This is a genomic window from Demequina mangrovi, assembly GCF_000759715.1.
Taxonomy (GTDB): Bacteria; Actinomycetota; Actinomycetes; order Actinomycetales; family Demequinaceae; genus Demequina; species Demequina mangrovi.
Genome location: NZ_BBLU01000001.1, coordinates 311,212 through 328,777 on the forward strand (window position 1 = coordinate 311,212; position 17,566 = coordinate 328,777).

The window sequence follows — 17,566 nt, forward strand, 5'->3', positions numbered from 1 at the left end:
GCCGCGGTCCTCGGGTCGCGGCGCCGTGCGCGTACGGCGTCAGTTCGCGACCGGCGAGAAGGTGTCGTAGGTCTCGATCACGGTGCGGATGCGCGCGATCGCATCCTCGTCCAGGCCGGCGTCCCCCGTGACCTGGTGGAGCCCGTCGACCGCGAGGTTGCCGTACTTGTGGCCCGCGTCCTCCGGGACCGCCGTCGAGAGGATGAGGTCGACGACGCCCTGGAAGGCCGTCACCGCGGGGATCCACACCATGTCCTTGCTCACGGACTCGGAGCGCTGATCCGGCTTGAGCCACTCGGGCTCGGACCAGATGACGCTGGGCCCGATGAAGACGATCGGGTCGTTGCCGTGCTGCAGGTACGCCACGCGCGTGTCCTGCCAGGTGGTGGTGAGCGCCTCGAGCCCGCCCCACTCGTCCGCCCAGCGCACGTGCAGACCCTGGTCGAAGACCGGCAGCGGGTAGGGACTGCCCTCGTCGCGCTCGTCCTGGAGCGTCGCCCAGATGGGCGTGAAGGAGGGCGTGCCGGCGAGCACCGCGCCCTGGGTCGAGTCGAGCAGGTCGAGCGCGTCGTCGTAGGCCGCCTGGATGCCGAAGCTGCCGAGGCTGAGGCCGTAGACCACCAGCTGGGGGCGGTCGTCGGCGGGGAGCGTCTCCCACCATGCGGTGACGGCGTCGACCAGCGCCGCCGTCCCGTCCTGCGACAGGTCGGGCGTGAGGATCGCCGATACCGGGCTGCCGGTCGCGCCGTACTGCATCGCGACGAGCGCGGTGTCGCCGGCGTGAAGGTACTCGAAGCCGTCGATCGCTCCGGGGTCGAGCCAGCCCGAGCCGGTGGTCCCCGCGATCATCAGCACCGAGCGTTCTGCGGCTCCGGTGCGCTCGAGCTCCTGGACCGCGAGCTGCGCGCGCTCCTCGAAGCTTCCGGGCACATCGATCCCGAGGTAGACGCGGATGGGCTCCATCGCATCGGCACCTGTCACGGTCGCGATCTGCGCGGCGTCGGGGCCTCCGCCGACGATCTTCGCGCCGGCCGCCCCTACCTGGTCCCACGCGATGAGGCTCTCGGCGCTGCCGGAGCGCAGCGGGCTGGTGGGCTGGGCGTAGTCGGGGTCGTACTGACGGTTCTTGCTGTTGGACGCGACGGTCAGCAGCAAGGAGAGGATCGACAGACCGATCGAGAAGACGGCGAGCATCGCGACGACGGTGCCCGCCACGGTCAGCGCGGACGAGGCGCGGGGCCGGGTCTCCTTCATCGGGATCCGCGGCGCGACGAGGCGGTGGAGGCTGCGGTAGCCGCGTGCGACGCCGTTGCCGATCGCGAAGGCCAGCCACGAGCCGAGCGCGAAGGCGACGGCGGCGACGAGCCAGTCGAAGCCGCTCGTGTCGGGCATGCCGACGGCGGCGCGCACGGAGTTCTGCCAGTCGAGCGCGAACGGCATGAGGGCCGCCGTCGCGGCGAAGCCGATGAGCACCACGATCCACGCAGGCGCCTCGGCCGCGTTGTGGGGAAGCCTTCCGCGCGACAGCCGCGCGACGGCGCGCCACACGAGCACGCCGACGCCGTAGCCGACCGCGAAGCCCAGACCCGAGACGAGGCCCTGCCCCCACGCGGGCCTCGGCAGCAGCGACGGCGTGAGCGACAGCGCCACGGCGATCAGGCCCACCGTGGCCCCGGCGATATCCAGCCGGGCCTTCATGCGTGACATCCCGATCACAGGCGTCCTCCCTCGTCACGGCCACATTAGCGGGCGAGGCGCTCCAGAGCAGCGCGTGCGCGGAGCGTCGTCGCGAGTGCGCTCCGTAGAATGGAGCGAGTGTCCGCACCCGTCCCTCCCCTGGCCCGCCAGCACCGCATCGACCCCGACGAGCTCGAGATCACGCTCCGCGTGCTGGCCTCGCTCAGCGAGGTGGACGAGCAGGACCCGGACTTCCTTGCGGTGCGCAACGCGACCGCGAGCATGATCAAGTCCGTCAAGCGCAGCCGGCGCCGCGAGCGCCGCAACGCCATCAACGTCGCCGACTCCGCCATCGTGGCCGCGACGGCGACCGGCGCATCGGACCGGATCGACGATGAGACGCGCGGGCTGACCCTGACGGCCCGCGCCGCCGCTCCCACCGTCGGCGACTACGTCAAGCCGCGCCCCTGCTACATCTGCAAGCAGAAGTACACGCAGGTCGACGCGTTCTACCACCAGCTCTGCCCCGAGTGCGCGGAGACCGGGCACGCGAAGCGCCACGCCCGTACCGATCTGAGGGGCCGGCGCGCGCTGCTCACCGGCGGCCGCGCGAAGATCGGCATGCACATCGCGTTGCGGCTGCTGCGCGACGGCGCGGACCTCACCCTCACCACACGCTTCCCGCGCGACGCGGTGCGCCGCTTCGCCGGGATGCACGATGCGGGCGACTGGCTCCACCGGCTCACCGTCGTCGGCATCGACTTGCGCGACCCGGCGCAGGTGGTCGCGCTCGCCGACTCCGTGGCGTCTCACGGCCCGCTCGACATCCTCATCAACAACGCCGCGCAGACGGTGCGCCGCTCCCCTGGCGCATACGCGCCGCTGGTGGACGCCGAGGCGGTGCCGATCGAGCCGGGGCTGTGGCCGGAGGGTTCGGGTCCGAGCCTGCTCACGCTCGGCCGCACCCACGATGCGCACCCTGTGAGCATCGAGGCGTCCGCGACGGCTCACCCTCTGCTCGCCTCAGCCCACGCGGCCGAGACGGGCATGCGCGAGGCTCAGCGGCTCACCGAGCTGGCGCTCGCGCCGGGATCCTCGTCGCTCGAGCGGTTGGCCGACGGCTCGGCGATCGACGCCGGCGGGCTGGTCCCGGACCTGCACGACACCAACTCGTGGGTGCAGGCGGTGGGCGAGGTGAGCCCGTTGGAGCTGCTCGAGGTGCAGCTGTGCAACTCGACGGCGCCGTTCATCCTCATCAACCGCCTGCGCCCGTCGCTCGCGGCGGCGGCCGCCGCATCGTCCACCGGCCGTGCGTACGTGGTGAACGTCTCCGCGATGGAGGGCGTGTTCGAGCGCGGCTACAAGGGGCCCGGGCACCCGCACACGAACATGGCGAAGGCGGCGCTCAACATGCTCACCCGCACGAGCGCACGCGAGATGTTCGAGTCCGACCAGATCCTCATGACCAGCGTCGACACCGGCTGGATCACCGACGAGCGCCCGCACCCCACCAAGGTCCGTCTCGCCGAGGAGGGATTCCACGCGCCGCTCGACCTGGTCGACGGCGCCGCGCGCGTCTACGACCCGGTGGTGCGCGGCGAGGCGGGCGAGGACCTGTTCGGCGTGTTCCTCAAGGACTACGCGCCGTCGAAGTGGTGAGGGCATGATCAGGCTTCCTGCCCCCGGCCGCCGCGTCGTGGTGCGTTACCTGCTGCCCGACGGCCGTGCGACCGATGCGCTGGGCGAGCTCCTGAGCGTCTCGCCGGACGAGGTCGTGGTGGACGGCAAGCGCGGGGTCGAACGCATCGCCGTCGACGCCATCGTCGCCGCGAAGGAGGTGCCGCCGCCTGCCGCGCCTCGTCAGCCCCGGTCGCGCTGACGGCGTGGGCGGCACGGCCGAAGACGCCGACGTTCTCGACACGGCCCCCGGCATCACGGAGCCGGTTGCTCCGGCACTGGTGTGGCACAGTGACCACGTGAATGAATCCTCCCTGGTTCCGCACGCAGAAGCCGTCCGCGCCGCTGCCGAGGACCGTACGCATCGGAGGCGCCTTGCCGTCCAGCTCGAGACCACCGCGGCGCTCGTGGCGACCCGGCGGGACGAGCTGGCCGAGCTGGAGCGGGTGCTGGCGGTGGAGCGGTCGGATGTCCGCCGGCTCGAGGAGCTCTCGCCTACGAGGATCTGGGCGACGCTGCGCGGAGACGCGGCCGATCGCTTGGCCGTTGAACGCGCCGAGGCAGACGCTGCCGCGCTCGCGGTCGCCGGCGCGCAAGCGCGCCTCGGCCGCGCCGTCGCCGAGGACTCGCGGCTTCGCCGGGAGCACGACGCCCTCCGTGGGGCGGACCGCGCGTACACCGACGCGCTCGTCCGCTATGAGGAAGCCATCGTCGCGGCCGGTGGCCAGGACGCCGCAGCGCTGACAGCGCTGGCGGAGCGGCTGGGCGTGGCCGAGGCCCGGCAACGCGAGATCGCGGAGGCTGTCGACGCGCTGCATGCCACCAGAGCCGCGCTCGACGCGGCTCTCGCGGAGCTCGACAGCGCGGGCGGCTGGTCCACGTACGACACATTCTTCGGGGGCGGCTTCGTCACCGACATGATCAAGCACTCGAGGATCGACGGGGCCACCGAGGCGTTCAGAGAGGTCAACCGGGCGCTCGAGCGGCTCTCCGTCGAGCTCGCCGACATCGGTGGCTCGACCATCGACGGTGTTGACATCTCGCAGCTGCTCACGGTCTTCGACGTGGTGTTCGACAATATCGTCAGCGACTGGATGGTGAAGGAACGCATCTCCGAAGCCCAGACGCGCGCCAAGGGCCTCCGTCGGCGCCTCTCGCAGCTCGCCGATGAGCTTGGAGCCGACGCTGCGAAGATCGCGGCTCGCGTCACCGAGCTGCAGCGGCAGCGCGAGGCGATCCTCACCACGATCTGAACCACCGGCCGACTCGCTCGACCTCCCGTGCGCCTTCCCGGTATCCGACGGCGCGAAGGTCAGTATCTGCCGCTGTCCAGGACCCTCTGCGCCTCGCGCCCGGCGGCATCGTTGCGAATGCCCGCGCGTGAACCGCGCAGCTTGGCAGCGATGTGCTCCGCGATCGTGACCGGCTCGAACAGAGCGGGGTGGTGCTCGTCGACGCACGAGGGAAGCGTGGTGATCACCGTGTCGACGTTGCCGTCGTGGAAGAACGCGACGCTGCGCCGACGCTCGATCGTTCCGTCGATGACGGGGGGCTTGACGCGGTGAAGCGTCGACATCCACCGCTCATTGGTGAGGTGCGCCGTGATGTCGCCGAGGTTGATGAGCAGCGCCCCGTCGGCGGGGTGGACATCGTTCCACGATCCGTCGGAGCCGAGCACCTGGAGCCCTCGCACCTGGTCCGCCCAGAGGACGGTGACGATGCCGAAGTCCGTGTGCTCGCTCATGCCGATGAGGTCGCCGTCGAGAGACACCTCGGTACCCGGCGGAAGCGCGTAGTTGTTCATGCGCATGACATCGAGAGAATGGTCGGTGCGGCTGGGGAAGAAGTCGTCGTCGAGCCCCAGCGCATCGGCGAAGATGCGCGTCATGGTGCGGGCCACCCGGGCGGCCTCGGCGAAGTAGCCCTGTACTTGAGGCTCGAACCCTTCGACGGCGGGCCAGACGTTCTCGGCGTAGTCGGGCTGAGGAAGGTCGGTCACGTGCGGATAGGCCGCCGACGAGGCGCCGACGTTGAACGCCTCGAAGAAGTCGTTCATGCGCGTCGCCGACTCCACCCCGAGCGACAGCGACAGCGACTCCGATTTCGGTGGGCTGTAACCGCGGTTGACCTGTGGGGGCGTGCGGTACCCCTTCTTGGTGTCGAGGTCGAGAGCGAAGAACCGGTCGAGCGCATCGGTCAGCCCGTCGATCACCGTGTCCGGGATGCCGTGACCGATGACCTGGATGAATCCGACCGCACGGCAGGCCTCGTCGATCTGCCGTGCGACCTCCTCTCGGTCCGCGGCGGCACCGTCGGCGACGTACGGCGCGATGTCGACCGTGGGGACATGGAACGTCATGGCGAGCACCTCTCGGAAGGCGGACCGGGTCGACGCCAGGCTATGCCGACGGTGTTTCGCCGGCGTGTCCACGGCACGTGGCAGTGGCGACGGTGGCCGGCAGGCCTGCACCGCGGGGCTTCCGCGCCGCATCGCCGAGAACTCCCCCGGCCACCCGCGGCTAGGCTCTCATGGTGATCGGTACCCACCCGCGCATCGTCGCCACCCGCGTCCGCGCCTACCCCCTCCCCTGCGCCGGCGCGGCTCGGGACGTCGACGGCGATGTGACGTGGTGAGCGAGCTCTTCGACGCGCTGCGGCGCTGGCCCGACGTCGAGGCGCCCGGACTTGTCGCCGTCGACGCGGCGGATCGGTTGATCCTCGACGAATCCGCTGAGCTGCGCGCGGCTGCGGGGCCAGGCGACATCGTGGTGATCAACGACGCCTACGGCGCGCTCACCCTCGGGGCTGCGGACGACGGTGCGACCGGCATCCGTGCGCATCTCGACGCGATCACCGGTGAGCATGCGCTCGAGGCCAATGCTTCGCGCGCAGGGCTCACCGGCCGCTTTCGCTCACTTCCCTTCGACGCTGAACTGGTCAGCGGTGCGCGCGTGGTGTTGCTGCGCCTGCCCCGCACCCTCGACGCGCTGCGCGACATCGCCGGCCTCATCGCCGCGCACGCCGATCCCGGCGTGGTGGTGATCGCGGGCGGGAGGCTCAAGCACATGTCGGTGTCGATGAACGCCGTGCTGAGCGACAACTTCGGGCAGCTGGACGTCAGCCATGCCCGGCAGAAGTCGCGGGTTCTCATCGCACGCGGGCCGCGGGACGGCCGCGATCCCACCCCTGCCGCTGCGCGGGTCGCGGGCCTCGAGGTGCGGGCGTACGGCGGAGCCTTCGCGGGCGCGCGGCTCGACATCGGCACGCGCCTGCTCCTGGAGAACCTCCCTGATGCTCCGGTCGGCGGGACAGCGAGCGATCCCTTGATCGATCTGGCCTGCGGCACGGGGATCATCGGTGCCTGGATGGCGACGAAGTGCACCGGCGCGCATGTGTACGCGTGCGATCAGTCGGCCATCGCCGTCGCATCCGCACAAGCGACGATGCTCGCCAACGGTATTGAGGACCGCGTTGAGGTGGCGCGCGACGACATGCTGAGCACGAGGGCTTCCGGCAGCGCCTCGCTCATCACGTTGAACCCGCCGTTCCACTCGGCCGCCGCCGTGACCGACCTCATCGCGCCCCGCATGTTCTCCGACGTGGCCAGGGTCCTGCGCCCCGGAGGCCAACTGTGGTGCGTGTGGAACTCCGGCCTCAAGTATCGGCCGCTGCTCGAGCGCACGATCGGCCCCACCCGGCAGGTCGCGCGCAACGCCAAGTTCACCGTCACGGTGTCGACGCGTCGTTGAGAGATACCCGACCGAGCGCTCGTGGGTGGCGGCGGAAACCCGCGTGATAGCGCCGCGTCGGTTCGGTGACCCTCGCGGGGGCCACGGCTCGGGCTCAGGTCGGATCGGACAGCAGCAGCACCCACGCCCGGCCGGCGTCCAAGCGTGCGAACATGAACGCCGCCTCATCGCCGTCGGGTGTGTGGATCGCCCAGCCGCCCAGGTGGAGCCACCGCCCGGCATTGGCGGGAGCGGACTCGAGGAGGTCCGCGAGGGCGTGGTCCCCGGAGTCCCGGAGGGTCTTGAGGGCGCTGAGCAGCGGGATCAGCCGGGCGCAAGCCTCGATGACATCCTCGATCGCGTCCTCGTCCGCATGCATGTCGAAGCCCGCCACCAGCGAGTCGACCACGGCATCCGCCAGGGCCGGCCGGTCCGGATACGAGCGTGCCACGGCGCCGTGGACATCGTCCGCGACCGTGGGGTCCTTCGCGTAGAGCTCGCGGAACTCCTCGATCTCGATCCAAAGCGGGTTGTCGTCGGGCTGGTCGGTGCTCACCCCACCACGGTAGACGCAGCTGCTGCGGGCGCGTCGCCTCGAACGGCACCTGCCCCGGGCGCCGGGCGCTTGAGCAGGTCGCACGGCGGGAAGGGATCGCGGTGCGCCGTTGTCGGCTGTCAGCTCCGGAGTCGTGCTGCCATGCCAGCAGACCGACCGCGATCCTGACAAAGATGAGGGCGTCATGTCGCACAAAGCAGAAAAGTCCCGGCAACCCGTGGGTTACCAGGACTTTCCGCCTGCTACACGTCGGGCTGACAGGATTTGAACCTGCGACCCCCTGACCCCCAGTCAGGTGCGCTACCAAGCTGCGCCACAGCCCGTGACAGCCCGATAACTATATCGGAATCCGGAGGCCTCGCTGACCACTTTCGGCCTCCGGCGCCAAGATTGCCCCGGATAACTTGGTGACGCCTGGCACTGCGCCCGCACCGCCGCCCTTCCGCATCGTCCCTCGTCTCCCCTAGTCTCAAGGCACTGCTCGACGACGAGGAGACCCATGCGCGACACCGCGATCATCGGCGCCGGTCCCGCCGGGCTCGCCGCCGCCCACGCCCTCAAGCAGCGCGGCCTGCCCTACACCCACCTCGAGCGCAACGCCGGCGTCGGAGGGCTCTGGGACATCGACGCCCCCGGCAGCCCGATGTACGAGTCCGCGCACTTCATCTCGTCGAAGACCCTCTCGGCCTTCCCCGGCTTCCCCATGCCGGACGACTACCCCGACTACCCGAGCCACCGCCAGATCCTCGCCTACCTCCGCGGCTTCGCGGAGGCCAACCAGCTGATCGACGGGATCGAGCTCGGCACCGCGGTGGAGCGCGTCGAGCGCATACCGGACGGCTACCGCGTCACCCGCGCGGACGGCCGCGCCACGGACCACGCCCAGGTCATCGTTGCCAGCGGAGTGCAGTGGATCCCCCAGATCATCGACATCCCGGGCGACTACTCCGGCGAGATCCGCCACACCGTCACCTACCGCAGCGCGGCCGAGCTCGAAGGCAGGCGCGTGCTCATCGTGGGCGGGGGCAACTCGGGCGCGGACATCGCCTGCGACGCCGCGCGCTCCGCGGACCGCGCGGCCATCAGCCTGCGCCGTGGCTACCACTTCATCCCCAAGCACGTCTTCGGGATGCCCTCGGACGTGTTCTCGACCCGCGGGCCGACGATGCCGATCTGGCTGGAGCAGCGCGTCTTCGGCGCGCTCCTGCGCCTCATCAACGGCGACGTGACGCGGCTCGGCCTCCCGAGGCCCGACCACAAGGTCTTCGAGACCCACCCGCTCATGAACTCCCAACTGCTCCACCACCTCGGCCAAGGCGACATCACCGCCCGACCCGGCATCGCCGCCACCGAGGGCACCACGGTCACCTTCACCGACGGCAGCACCGAGGACGTCGACCTCATCCTGCTCGCGACCGGATACCGCCACGAGGTGCCGTACGCCCGGGAACTCCTGGGCGAGGGCCCGCACCCGGACCTCTACCTCACCGCCTTCGCGCGGCATCCGGGGCTCTACGGGCTCGGCTTCGTCGAGACCAACGGCGCGGCGTACGTGGTGATGGCCCAGCTCGCGGCGATGATCGCGCAGCACATCGAGGACCGGACCGCGCGGCCGGACAGTTGGGACGAGTTCGAGCGCATCATCGCGACGGACGAGCCCGACCTCTCCCGCGGCATCCGTTTCATCGACTCGCCCCGGCACACGGGGTACGTCGAGATGACCGCGATCACCCGGTACCTCCATCGCACGGCGCGGCGCATGAGCTGGAGCCTCCCGTGAGGCGGGCGCGGCTGGACCTCACCGGACGCATCGTCGTCGTCACCGGCGGCGCCGGCGGGATCGGCCGCGCGTTCAGCGCGCTTGCCACCGAGCGCGGGGCCCGCATCGTCGTCGTCGATGCGAGGGACGAGGCGGCAGCGACGGCCGTCGCCGCCCTCCCGGACGGCGCCTCACGCCACCACGCCGAGGTGGCCGACCTCACGGACCGGAGCGAGGTCGAGGCGGTCCTTGACCGCATCGCTTACCGGTACGGGCGCATCGATGTCCTGGTCAACAACGCCGGCATGACGAGCGCCGCGCGCTTCGACGAGCGCAGCGTCGAGAGCATCGAGCAGGAGCTCGCGGTCAATCTCACCGCCCCCCTGGTCGTGACCAGGCTCGCGATCCCGCTGCTGCGCGAGTCGCCGGATCCCCGTGTGATCACGACCGTCTCGCTCGGCGGCATCTTCCCCCTGGGGGAGACGCCGATCTACACGGCGAGCAAGTTCGGCCTGCGGGGCGCGATGCTCTCGATCGCGCTGGACCTGCGCGACAAGGGCATCACGGTGAGCTCGGTGCTGCCCTCTGCCACGGACACGCGGATGCTGCGGCAGGAGGCGCTCGACGGCGGCAACTCGCTGCAGTTCCAGGACCCGCCGCAGTCGCCGCAGCACGTGGCGGCGACGATGATGGGGCTGCTCGACCGGCCGCGTCTCGAGGCCTACCCGCGGCCGAGCGAGTCGTGGCTGGTGCGGGCCGCGCTTCTCATGCCCAACGCGCTCCCGCGCCTCATGCCGCTGTTCCGAGGCAAGGGCAGGCGGGGGCAGGCGCGCTACATCCGCGAGCTGCGCGAGCGCGGACTGGTGTCGACCGTGGACGGCATCGACGTCGCGTTCGAGGACTGATCGGCGGGTCCGTAGACGCGTGCGACGCCGCGGCCCGCCCGCTTCGCCTCGTAGAGCGCCTCGTCCGCCCGCGCCAGCGCGTTCGCGAAGCTCGAGCCGGGCGCGGCGATCGACACGCCGTGGCTGGCGGTCGGCGCCGCGTAGCCGTCGGAGACCGCCCGCTCCACGAAGCGCCGCGTGACCACGGTCGCGCGCTCGGCGGCGCGCTCCGCGGTGATACCCGGGATCACGACCACGAACTCGTCGCCGCCGATCCTCCCGACCACGTCGCCCTGACGAAGCGCGTCGGTCCAGGCCTGCGCGAAGGCGCGCAGCGCCCGATCGCCCTCGCCGTGCCCGTGGGTGTCGTTGACGTCCTTGAAGTGATCGAGATCGGAGATCACCACCGCCACGCCGTCGCGCGCGGCGCCGGAGGAGGACGCGAGCATGCGCTCCGCCTGCTCCAGCAGCTCGCCCCGGTTGAGGACTCCCGTGAGGTCGTCCGTGGTCGCCCGACGCGCGAGCTCCTCGCGCGTCCCCGACGCGTCGAGGTGCGCGACCGCGACGGTCACGATGGATATCGAGGCCACCTGCACCAGCGCGGTAAGCCCGCTCCCGGCGAACGTGGTGAACGCGGCGCTGTCCGGGCCGAACGTCACGAACAGGGCGCATCGGAGCGCGTAGAAGGCCGCCAGTCCGGACGCGGTGAGCGCCAGAGACCGCACCTCGCCGGCGCTGCGCGGGCTGCGATGGCGCCACAGCGAGGCAGCGGTGTAGGCCGAGCAGGCCCCGAGCCCGAACAGCATGTAGCCGCCACCCGCCCAGGAGTTGCGCACGGGGTCCTCCAGCAGCGTCGCGGCGCCCGCGCCGAGGGTGACCGTGGCGAACAGCCACCACGGGAGCGTGGCCCCGCGAAGCCGACGTGCCGTCGCGATCATCATGCATCCGCCCAGGACCGCCGCCATGTTCGCCGGCGCGGCCGTGTAGGGCTGCAGCGGGGTGCCGTCCCCGAGGAACAGGACGGTGCCGGTGGAGAAGGCGGCGAGCGAGCCGGCCCAGGCCGCCGCCACCGAACCCCTGCCCTCGCGGCGGGCAAGGTGAAGCGTGTACGCGAGCGCGACGACCACGAGGACCGCGAGCACGATGCGCATGCTGATGGCGTCGATCATTGCTCCCTCGCCGGCTCGGACCGGTGCGCGACGTGGATCGCGCCTCCTCCGGCCGCCTTCGCCTCGTAGAGCGCCATGTCGGCGCGCCCGATCGCGACCGTGGGCACCGTGTCGCCCGCGAGCATCGCGATGCCGTGGCTCACCGACGGCGCGGGCCGACCGGACGCGCAGTCCTCGGAGGCGAGGCGACACGAGGCCTCGCGCACCCTCGCCACGGCTCCTGCCTCGTCGACATCGTGCAGCATCACCACGAACTCGTCCCCTCCGAGCCTTCCGATCACGTCCTGGGGCCCGAGCACCGACCTCCACGCGTCGGCGAAGGCCACCAGCGCTCGGTCGCCCGCGGCGTGGCCCCAGCCGTCGTTGATCTCCTTGAACCGGTCCACGTCGCAGAGCACGATGGCGTCGGTGCAGTCGGGGGTACCGTCGCGCGCGCGCTCGATGCGCGCCAGGACCTCGCCGCGCGCCAGCACGGCGGTGAGCTCGTCCGTGGTGGCACGGCGCTCGAGGTCCGCGCGCAGGCGTTCCTCGGCGGCCGCGCCGATCGCGAGCGTGGTGAGCGCGACCGCGGCAGTCTGGATCAGGGCGGTCAGCCCGGCGCCCTGATCCGTCGCGAACGCGGTGCTCTCGGGACCGTGCAGGACGAACGCCGCGGTCCTGATGAGGTACATCACCGCGAGGGCGAGCGCACCCACCGCGAAGGCGCCGAGAGCCTGGCGGCCCGTGCGCGACACCTCGGGCATATGCGCTCGCGCGTAGAGCAATGCGCTCGCCATGGTCACCCCGATCGCCGTGTACACGCCCGCCAGCACGACGAGCAGGTACAGGGCTCCCGCCCAGGGATCGCGCCCGGGCTCGCCGAGCGCGGCCGTGCCGAGAGCCCCGACCACGATCGCGCCCTGCGCCACCCACATCGGCCGCCTGTCGAGAAGGGACGCCCCGGCGTTGTACACGCAGAGCACGGCGACCACGCCGGCGGCGTTGCCCAGGGGCACGGTCAGCCACTGCACGGGGCTGCCGTTGCCCAGCCCGTCGAGCATCAGGCTCACGACGGTGACGATGAGCCCGGCTCCCCACCACACCGGAGCGGAGTTCGGCCAGATGCGGCGCACCTTCCCGAGCGAGTGGAGCACCGCGAGCATCACGACCACGCCGAGCGCGACGCGCAGGCTGGTCGGATCGAACATGACCCCAAAGGTAGAGATCCCTACGCGCGCGCGGCCACAGGGTGTGGAGAAGTCCACAGCGCCTCAACTTCGGATCGCCTCGACCGAGGTGTCACGAACCGGACCGAAGGCGCGGAACGCCTAGGCTGAGGGCATGGCACGCGTTCTCCTCACCGCACTCGAACCCCTGCCGGGCGCCGCGGGCGACGGCGCGGCGGATGCCGCTCGCATCCTCGCCGAGACGTGGCACGGATCGGCCGAGATCGTCGCGCGCGAGCTCACCCCCGCGTACACCGAGGCATCGCGCCGGCTGCGCGCCTCGGTGGCCAAGCACCTTCCCGACGCGGTCATCGTCGTCGCCACGCGGCCCGACGCGACCGCCGTCACCATCGAGCGCCTGGCGGTCAACCTGGACGATGCCCCGGTCGCCGACGCGCACGGCGCCCAGCCGATGGACGCCCCCATCGTCGCCGGGGCTCCCGCCGGGCTGTGGACCACGTTGCCGTCACGGGAGCTCCTCGAGGCGCTGGACGCCCGCGGCCTCCCGGCGCAGCTCTCGGTCAACGCCGGCAGCGGCCTGGCGAACCATGTCTTCTACGTCCTGCAGCGCGAGCTCGCGGAGTGGGGCGTGCCCAGCGGGCTCATCCAGCTGCCGCCGACGGCCCCCTCAGCGCCCGGAGGCGTGGCGCTGCCCGCCGAGGTGCTCGCCGAGGCGCTGCGAACCATCGTCGAGACCGTGCTGGGCGAGGAGCACGCCGAGCCCGCGCCGCCCGAGCCCGCCGCGCCCGAGTACGACGCGGACGCCACCCAGCCCTTCCTCATGCCGATCTCCGACCCGATCGCCACGGAGTCGGCGGCGGAGTCCGCACCTGAGCTCGCCGCAGCACCGCTGAGCGTCGCGCCGACGCTCGCGCCGACCGCCGCATCTCCGTCCGAGCCCTCCGATCCGGGCCTGCCCCCGGCCGCCGGGCGACCCGAGACCTCGCACCCCGTGGTGGTCCCGCCGTGGGGACCCACGTCCGGGGAGGTGCCGGCGCTCGAGGCGGCGGCTGAGGCGCCCGCGGCAGAGGCCGCAGAGCCGCAGCAGCCGGACGATGACGCGACCGGCGCTGTGCGCCACCCCACCTGGGATGAGATCATCTCGGGGCGCAGCGACCGCTGAACCGCCCCGACACCTGGAGGAACGATGGCCGAGGGCCTCGCCACGAGCGTCACCCTGTCCCTGCCCCGCTGGCTGATCGACCAGATCCCCGACCTCCCCGGCACGCTCGCGACGCCGGAGGACCAGATGGCGCTGGTGCACCGCCTCGCGGACCGCAACTGGCGTGAGGGCGGGGGCGGCCCGTTCGCCGCGATCGTGGTCGACGCCGGGACCGGCGAGCTGGTCTCGGTGGGGGTCAACGTGGTGCTCGGCTCCGGGGTCAGCGCCGGTCACGCCGAGGTCATGGCGCTCGCGCTCGCGCAGCAGCGCCTCGGGACGTGGGACCTCGGCGCGGAGCGCGATCTCGCGCTCGTGGTGAACTGGCGTCCGTGCGTGCAGTGCTACGGCGCGACCCTGTGGTCCGGCGTGAAGCACCTCGTGGTGGCCGGAGAGGGGCCCGAGCTCGAGCGCCTCACGCGCTTCGACGAGGGGCCCGTGGTGCGCGACTGGGCGGAGCAGTTCGAGGCGCGCGGGATCACCGTCACCTCCGACGTGCTGCGCGACCAGGCACTCGCGGTCTACCGGGCCTACGGCGAGTCCTCCGCGACGGTCTACAACGCCCGCGGCTCTGGACCCATCGACGCCGTCGACGCCTGACCCGTGCCGTGCGCGCTCAGCGCACCTCGAGCTTGACGAACATCATCGCGACGAAGCCGAGCGCCACCACCGCGATGATGCCGAGCACGCCCCAGATGGTCGCGCCCGTCACCGCGATCGCGACGGTCCACATGAGCGGGGCGAGGAACGACACCGCGCGGCCGGTCGTCGCGTAGAGGCCGAAGATCTCGCCCTGCTTGCCGGCGGGCGCGACTCGCGCGAGCAGCGAGCGCGAGGCGGACTGCACGGGACCGACGAACAGGCACAGGAACAGCCCGGCGGTCCAGAAGACGATGCTGCCGAGCGGCTCGAGGAACGCGACCACGAGGCCCGCGCCGATCATCCCGCCCAGCGACCACATGATGAGGGTGCGCGGGCCGAAGCGGTCGTCGAGGAGCCCGGAGAGCATCGTCGCGAGCCCCGCGACCAGGTTCGCCGCGACGCCGAACAGCAGCACCTCGGTCGTCGAGAAGCCGTACGCCACCGATGCGATGACGGCACCGAAGGTGAAGACGCCGGCGAGGCCATCGCGGTAGATCGCGCTCGCCACGAGGAACCACAGCATCGGCCGGTCGGTGCGCCACAGCCCGGCGAGGTCGCGCCACAGGCGCACGTAGCCGCCCACGAAGGAGACCCGCTCCCGCCCCGCCGCGGGAGCCTCCGGCACGTAGCGGAACAGCGGCCACGCGAAGGCGACCGTCCACAGCGCGCAGCCGACCGCGATGAGGCGGTAGGCCATGCCGTTGGACGTGTCGAGGCCGAACCAGTCCGCGGAGTCCGCGATCACCACGAGCACCAGCGCGACGATGCCGCCCGTGTACCCGAAGCCCCAGCCGAGGCCTGAGACCCGGCCCAGGTTCGCGGGCGTGCTCACCTGGGTGATGAGGGCGTTGTAGTTGACGCCGCCGATCTCCGAGAAGATCGAGCCGATCGCGATGAGCGAGACGCCGAGCACGAAGTAGGGCGGCGCGGCCTGCACGAAGTACAGGCCGAGCATGCACAGCACCAGCAGCGTGGTCATCCAGCCGAGCCAGCGCTTGCGCTGACCGTCCGTGTCCGCCCGCTGGCCGAGCACCGGGGCGAGGATGGCGACCAGCACTCCGGCGAGGGTCATCGCGAGGCCGAAGCCTCCCGACATGTCTGCGCGCGCGAGGTCGTACGCCGGGTCGCCCTCGCCCAGCCGCGCGACCTCCGGCTGCATGAAGGCCTCGGACTGCAAGTAGAGCGCCGTGAAGACGAACGTGATGATGACGGAGTTGAACGGCTGCGTCGCCCAGTCCCACAGCGCCCACGCGAGGATCCGGCCCCGATGCGCCGGCCGGCCCTCCGCATCGGCGTCGGCGGTCTGGGGGCTCGCGTCCGAGGTCATGCGCCAAGCGTGCCGGTGTCGGGTGAACGATGCGCGACCAACACGCGAACGCACGCTGAACTCTCCGCCTCGAGGTGGCACGATCGTCGTATGACGACGGCAGTGACCTGGGATGACGATGTGCTCGCCGGGTACGCCGCGCGCCCGCTCGGCGACGCGACGCTGGTGCGTGCGCTCGACGCGCCCGCGTCACCGCGCGCGGCGGTGCTCCACGTCCACGGCTACAACGACTACTTCTTCCAGGACGAGCTCGCGCGCTTCCTCACCGGGCAGGGGCTGGCGTTCTACGCGGTCGACATGCGGCGCGCGGGGCGGTCGCTGCGCGACGGCGACGTCCCGCACCTCATCTCCGACATCGCGGAGCTGGGGGACGACATCGGCGCCGCCGCGGCCGCCGTGGAGGCTGAGCACCCGGGTCTCCCGCTCATCGTCCATGCCCACTCGAACGGCGGCCTCGCCGCGGCGATCTGGGCCTCGGACCGGCCGTCCCCCGCGCTCGCCGGCCTGGTGCTCGACAGCCCCTACTTCGACCGCGTCGGACGATGGTCGGAGCGGGTCGCGCTCCGCGCCGTCCCCGCGCTCGCCGGGGTGCGTCCGGCGATGGTCCTCCACAACGCGCCCTCGCACTACGCGGCGTACCTGCTCGCCGAGGACGGCGGCGGCTGGAGCTTCGACGCGGGCTGGAAGACGCCGGCTGGGGTCCCGGTCCGGGCCGCGTGGCTGGCCGCGGTCCGCGCCGCGCAGGCACGGGTCGCCGAGGGTCTCGACATCCGCGTCCCCGTGCTGGTGGGGCGCTCCCACAGCTCCGGCCCAGACTCCCCCGACAATCCGCTGCTCGGCGCCCAGGACACGGTGGTCGATGTCGGCGCGATCGCACGGCTCGCCCCCCGGCTCGGTCCGCGCGTCACCGAGACCGTCATCACCGGAGGGGTGCACGAGCTGTCGCTCTCGTCCCCCGTCCCCCGCGCGGCGTACCTCGCCGCCGTCGCCGCCTGGCTCACGGAGGTGCTCGCATGACCCCACGTCCCGCCCACCCCTACTTCGACACGGGCTTCGCCCCGCTCGCCCACCGCGGCTTCTCGCGCGACGGGCTCGAGAACTCGATGGCGGCCTTCCAGGCGGCGGTGGACCTCGGCTTCCGGTACCTCGAGACCGACGCCCACGGCACCGCGGACGGCGTCGCCGTGGCGTTGCACGACGAGTCGCTCGACCGCACCACGGACGGCGAGGGCGTGGTGGCCGAGCTGGCGTGGTCCCGGGTCAAGGAGGCGCGCATCGGCGGCGTCGAGCCCGTGCCCCTCCTCGAGGACGTGCTCGGCACCTGGCCCGACGTCCGGGTCAACATCGACGTCAAGGCCGTGTCCGGCATCGTCCCCGTCGCCGAGGCGATCGAGCGCACCGGCGCCCATGACCGCGTGTGCGTCGCCTCGTTCTCGGCCGAGCGCCGCGAGGCCACCGTCGACAGGCTCAGCCGGCCGGTGGCCACGTCCGCGGGCACGTCGGAGGCCGCGCGGTTCTTCGTCGGCGGGCTGCTCGGGCTCGGGACGCTGCGCAGCCTGCGCGAGATCGACGTGCTGCAGATCCCGTGGCGGGTGGGGATGATGCCGGTGCTGACGCAGCGCCACATCCGCCTCGCGCACGAGGCGGGCAGGTCGGTCCACGTGTGGACCGTCAACAAGCGCGAGGAGATGGAGTCGCTCATCGATGCGGGCGTGGACGGCATCGTCTCCGACCGTGCGGACATCCTCCGCGAGGTGCTCGAGTCCCGCGGCATGTGGTGAGG

The 17,566-nt window shown here is 71.9% G+C and carries 16 protein-coding genes and 1 tRNA gene; 10 read left to right on the plus strand and 7 right to left on the minus strand.

Annotated elements, in window-relative coordinates:
- Positions 1–39: 39 nt before the first annotated feature.
- The gene (locus TR42_RS01365) at positions 40–1,698 is read right to left on the minus strand and encodes an alpha/beta-hydrolase family protein (RefSeq protein ID WP_052405491.1); all 1,659 of its coding nucleotides are present in this window, start codon (positions 1,696–1,698) and stop codon (positions 40–42) included.
- Positions 1,699–1,806: 108 nt separating this feature from the next.
- Between TR42_RS01365 and TR42_RS01370 the strand changes: the two genes are divergently transcribed.
- The 3 genes from TR42_RS01370 to TR42_RS01380 are packed head-to-tail and all read left to right on the plus strand — an operon-like array spanning position 1,807 to position 4,607.
- Positions 1,807–3,336, plus strand: a complete 1,530-nt coding sequence (locus tag TR42_RS01370) for an SDR family NAD(P)-dependent oxidoreductase (RefSeq protein WP_042212297.1) — start codon at positions 1,807–1,809, stop codon at positions 3,334–3,336.
- Between the two features lie 4 nt (positions 3,337–3,340).
- The gene (locus tag TR42_RS01375; protein ID WP_042212298.1) at positions 3,341–3,556 is read left to right on the plus strand and encodes a putative acetyltransferase; all 216 of its coding nucleotides are present in this window, start codon (positions 3,341–3,343) and stop codon (positions 3,554–3,556) included.
- A gap of 4 nt (positions 3,557–3,560) precedes the next feature.
- Positions 3,561–4,607: a hypothetical protein gene (locus tag TR42_RS01380; RefSeq protein ID WP_042212300.1), complete on the plus strand. Its 1,047-nt coding sequence runs from the start codon at positions 3,561–3,563 to the stop codon at positions 4,605–4,607.
- Between the two features lie 59 nt (positions 4,608–4,666).
- Here TR42_RS01380 and TR42_RS01385 read toward each other — a convergent pair whose 3' ends face one another.
- Positions 4,667–5,713, minus strand: coding sequence for an isopenicillin N synthase family dioxygenase (locus TR42_RS01385; protein WP_042212301.1), 1,047 nt, complete (start codon positions 5,711–5,713; stop codon positions 4,667–4,669).
- Positions 5,714–5,984: 271 nt separating this feature from the next.
- Here TR42_RS01385 and TR42_RS01390 point away from each other — a divergent pair, with 271 nt between their 5' ends.
- Positions 5,985–7,103 (plus strand): class I SAM-dependent methyltransferase, encoded by a 1,119-nt coding sequence (locus TR42_RS01390; protein WP_042212303.1) that lies wholly within the window; start codon positions 5,985–5,987, stop codon positions 7,101–7,103.
- A gap of 94 nt (positions 7,104–7,197) precedes the next feature.
- Here TR42_RS01390 and TR42_RS01395 read toward each other — a convergent pair whose 3' ends face one another.
- Both TR42_RS01395 and TR42_RS01400 read right to left on the minus strand, forming a co-directional pair.
- Positions 7,198–7,638, minus strand: a complete 441-nt coding sequence (locus TR42_RS01395) for a hypothetical protein (RefSeq protein ID WP_042212304.1) — start codon at positions 7,636–7,638, stop codon at positions 7,198–7,200.
- A gap of 249 nt (positions 7,639–7,887) precedes the next feature.
- Positions 7,888–7,961, minus strand: a tRNA-Pro gene (locus TR42_RS01400).
- Between the two features lie 176 nt (positions 7,962–8,137).
- On the opposite strand from TR42_RS01400, the gene TR42_RS01405 reads away from it, so the two are divergent.
- Together TR42_RS01405 and TR42_RS01410 are read left to right on the plus strand one after the other, a co-directional pair.
- Entirely contained in the window at positions 8,138–9,418 is a 1,281-nt protein-coding gene (locus tag TR42_RS01405) for a flavin-containing monooxygenase (protein ID WP_174435451.1), read from the plus strand.
- On the plus strand, positions 9,415–10,302 hold the full coding sequence (locus TR42_RS01410) for an SDR family NAD(P)-dependent oxidoreductase (RefSeq protein ID WP_236623290.1): 888 nt from the start codon (positions 9,415–9,417) through the stop codon (positions 10,300–10,302). The genes TR42_RS01405 and TR42_RS01410 overlap by 4 nt, the downstream gene beginning before the upstream one ends.
- On the opposite strand, the gene TR42_RS01415 is transcribed toward TR42_RS01410, so the two are convergent.
- Together TR42_RS01415 and TR42_RS13980 are read right to left on the minus strand one after the other, a co-directional pair.
- Entirely contained in the window at positions 10,230–11,450 is a 1,221-nt protein-coding gene (locus TR42_RS01415) for a GGDEF domain-containing protein (RefSeq protein WP_042212306.1), read from the minus strand. The two genes, TR42_RS01410 and TR42_RS01415, sit on opposite strands and share 73 nt — an antisense overlap.
- Positions 11,447–12,637, minus strand: a complete 1,191-nt coding sequence (locus TR42_RS13980; protein ID WP_052405492.1) for a GGDEF domain-containing protein — start codon at positions 12,635–12,637, stop codon at positions 11,447–11,449. Before TR42_RS13980 ends, TR42_RS01415 begins: the two co-directional genes overlap by 4 nt.
- 133 nt (positions 12,638–12,770) lie before the next feature.
- On the opposite strand from TR42_RS13980, the gene TR42_RS13985 reads away from it, so the two are divergent.
- Both TR42_RS13985 and TR42_RS01430 read left to right on the plus strand, forming a co-directional pair.
- The gene (locus tag TR42_RS13985; protein ID WP_052405493.1) at positions 12,771–13,778 is read left to right on the plus strand and encodes a pyroglutamyl-peptidase I; all 1,008 of its coding nucleotides are present in this window, start codon (positions 12,771–12,773) and stop codon (positions 13,776–13,778) included.
- Between the two features lie 24 nt (positions 13,779–13,802).
- On the plus strand, positions 13,803–14,414 hold the full coding sequence (locus TR42_RS01430; RefSeq protein WP_042212307.1) for a nucleoside deaminase: 612 nt from the start codon (positions 13,803–13,805) through the stop codon (positions 14,412–14,414).
- A gap of 16 nt (positions 14,415–14,430) precedes the next feature.
- Here the strand turns inward: TR42_RS01430 and TR42_RS01435 are convergent, their stop codons facing one another.
- Positions 14,431–15,783, minus strand: coding sequence for an MFS transporter (locus TR42_RS01435; protein WP_042212309.1), 1,353 nt, complete (start codon positions 15,781–15,783; stop codon positions 14,431–14,433).
- Between the two features lie 90 nt (positions 15,784–15,873).
- Between TR42_RS01435 and TR42_RS01440 the strand changes: the two genes are divergently transcribed.
- Both TR42_RS01440 and TR42_RS01445 read left to right on the plus strand, forming a co-directional pair.
- Positions 15,874–16,800: an alpha/beta hydrolase gene (locus TR42_RS01440; RefSeq protein WP_042212310.1), complete on the plus strand. Its 927-nt coding sequence runs from the start codon at positions 15,874–15,876 to the stop codon at positions 16,798–16,800.
- Positions 16,797–17,564 carry a glycerophosphodiester phosphodiesterase family protein gene (locus TR42_RS01445; protein WP_042212312.1) on the plus strand — a complete coding sequence of 256 codons (768 nt, stop codon included), beginning with the start codon at positions 16,797–16,799 and terminating at the stop codon, positions 17,562–17,564. The genes TR42_RS01440 and TR42_RS01445 overlap by 4 nt, the downstream gene beginning before the upstream one ends.
- The last annotated feature ends 2 nt before the right edge of the window (positions 17,565–17,566 follow it).

Bases quoted from the DNA above. Each gene is read 5' to 3' on its own strand.
- TR42_RS01445 (WP_042212312.1), top strand. From the start codon at position 16,797: ATGACCCCACGTCCCGCCCACCCCTACTTCGACACGGGCTTCGCCCCG.
- TR42_RS13985 (WP_052405493.1), top strand. From the start codon at position 12,771: ATGGCACGCGTTCTCCTCACCGCACTCGAACCCCTGCCGGGCGCCGCG.
- TR42_RS01440 (WP_042212310.1), top strand. From the start codon at position 15,874: ATGACGACGGCAGTGACCTGGGATGACGATGTGCTCGCCGGGTACGCC.
- TR42_RS13980 (WP_052405492.1), bottom strand. From the start codon at position 12,637: ATGTTCGATCCGACCAGCCTGCGCGTCGCGCTCGGCGTGGTCGTGATG.
- TR42_RS01370 (WP_042212297.1), top strand. From the start codon at position 1,807: ATGGAGCGAGTGTCCGCACCCGTCCCTCCCCTGGCCCGCCAGCACCGC.
- TR42_RS01430 (WP_042212307.1), top strand. From the start codon at position 13,803: ATGGCCGAGGGCCTCGCCACGAGCGTCACCCTGTCCCTGCCCCGCTGG.
- TR42_RS01385 (WP_042212301.1), bottom strand. From the start codon at position 5,713: ATGACGTTCCATGTCCCCACGGTCGACATCGCGCCGTACGTCGCCGAC.
- TR42_RS01415 (WP_042212306.1), bottom strand. From the start codon at position 11,450: ATGATCGACGCCATCAGCATGCGCATCGTGCTCGCGGTCCTCGTGGTC.
- TR42_RS01435 (WP_042212309.1), bottom strand. From the start codon at position 15,783: ATGACCTCGGACGCGAGCCCCCAGACCGCCGACGCCGATGCGGAGGGC.
- TR42_RS01365 (WP_052405491.1), bottom strand. From the start codon at position 1,698: ATGAAGGCCCGGCTGGATATCGCCGGGGCCACGGTGGGCCTGATCGCC.
- TR42_RS01375 (WP_042212298.1), top strand. From the start codon at position 3,341: ATGATCAGGCTTCCTGCCCCCGGCCGCCGCGTCGTGGTGCGTTACCTG.
- TR42_RS01405 (WP_174435451.1), top strand. From the start codon at position 8,138: ATGCGCGACACCGCGATCATCGGCGCCGGTCCCGCCGGGCTCGCCGCC.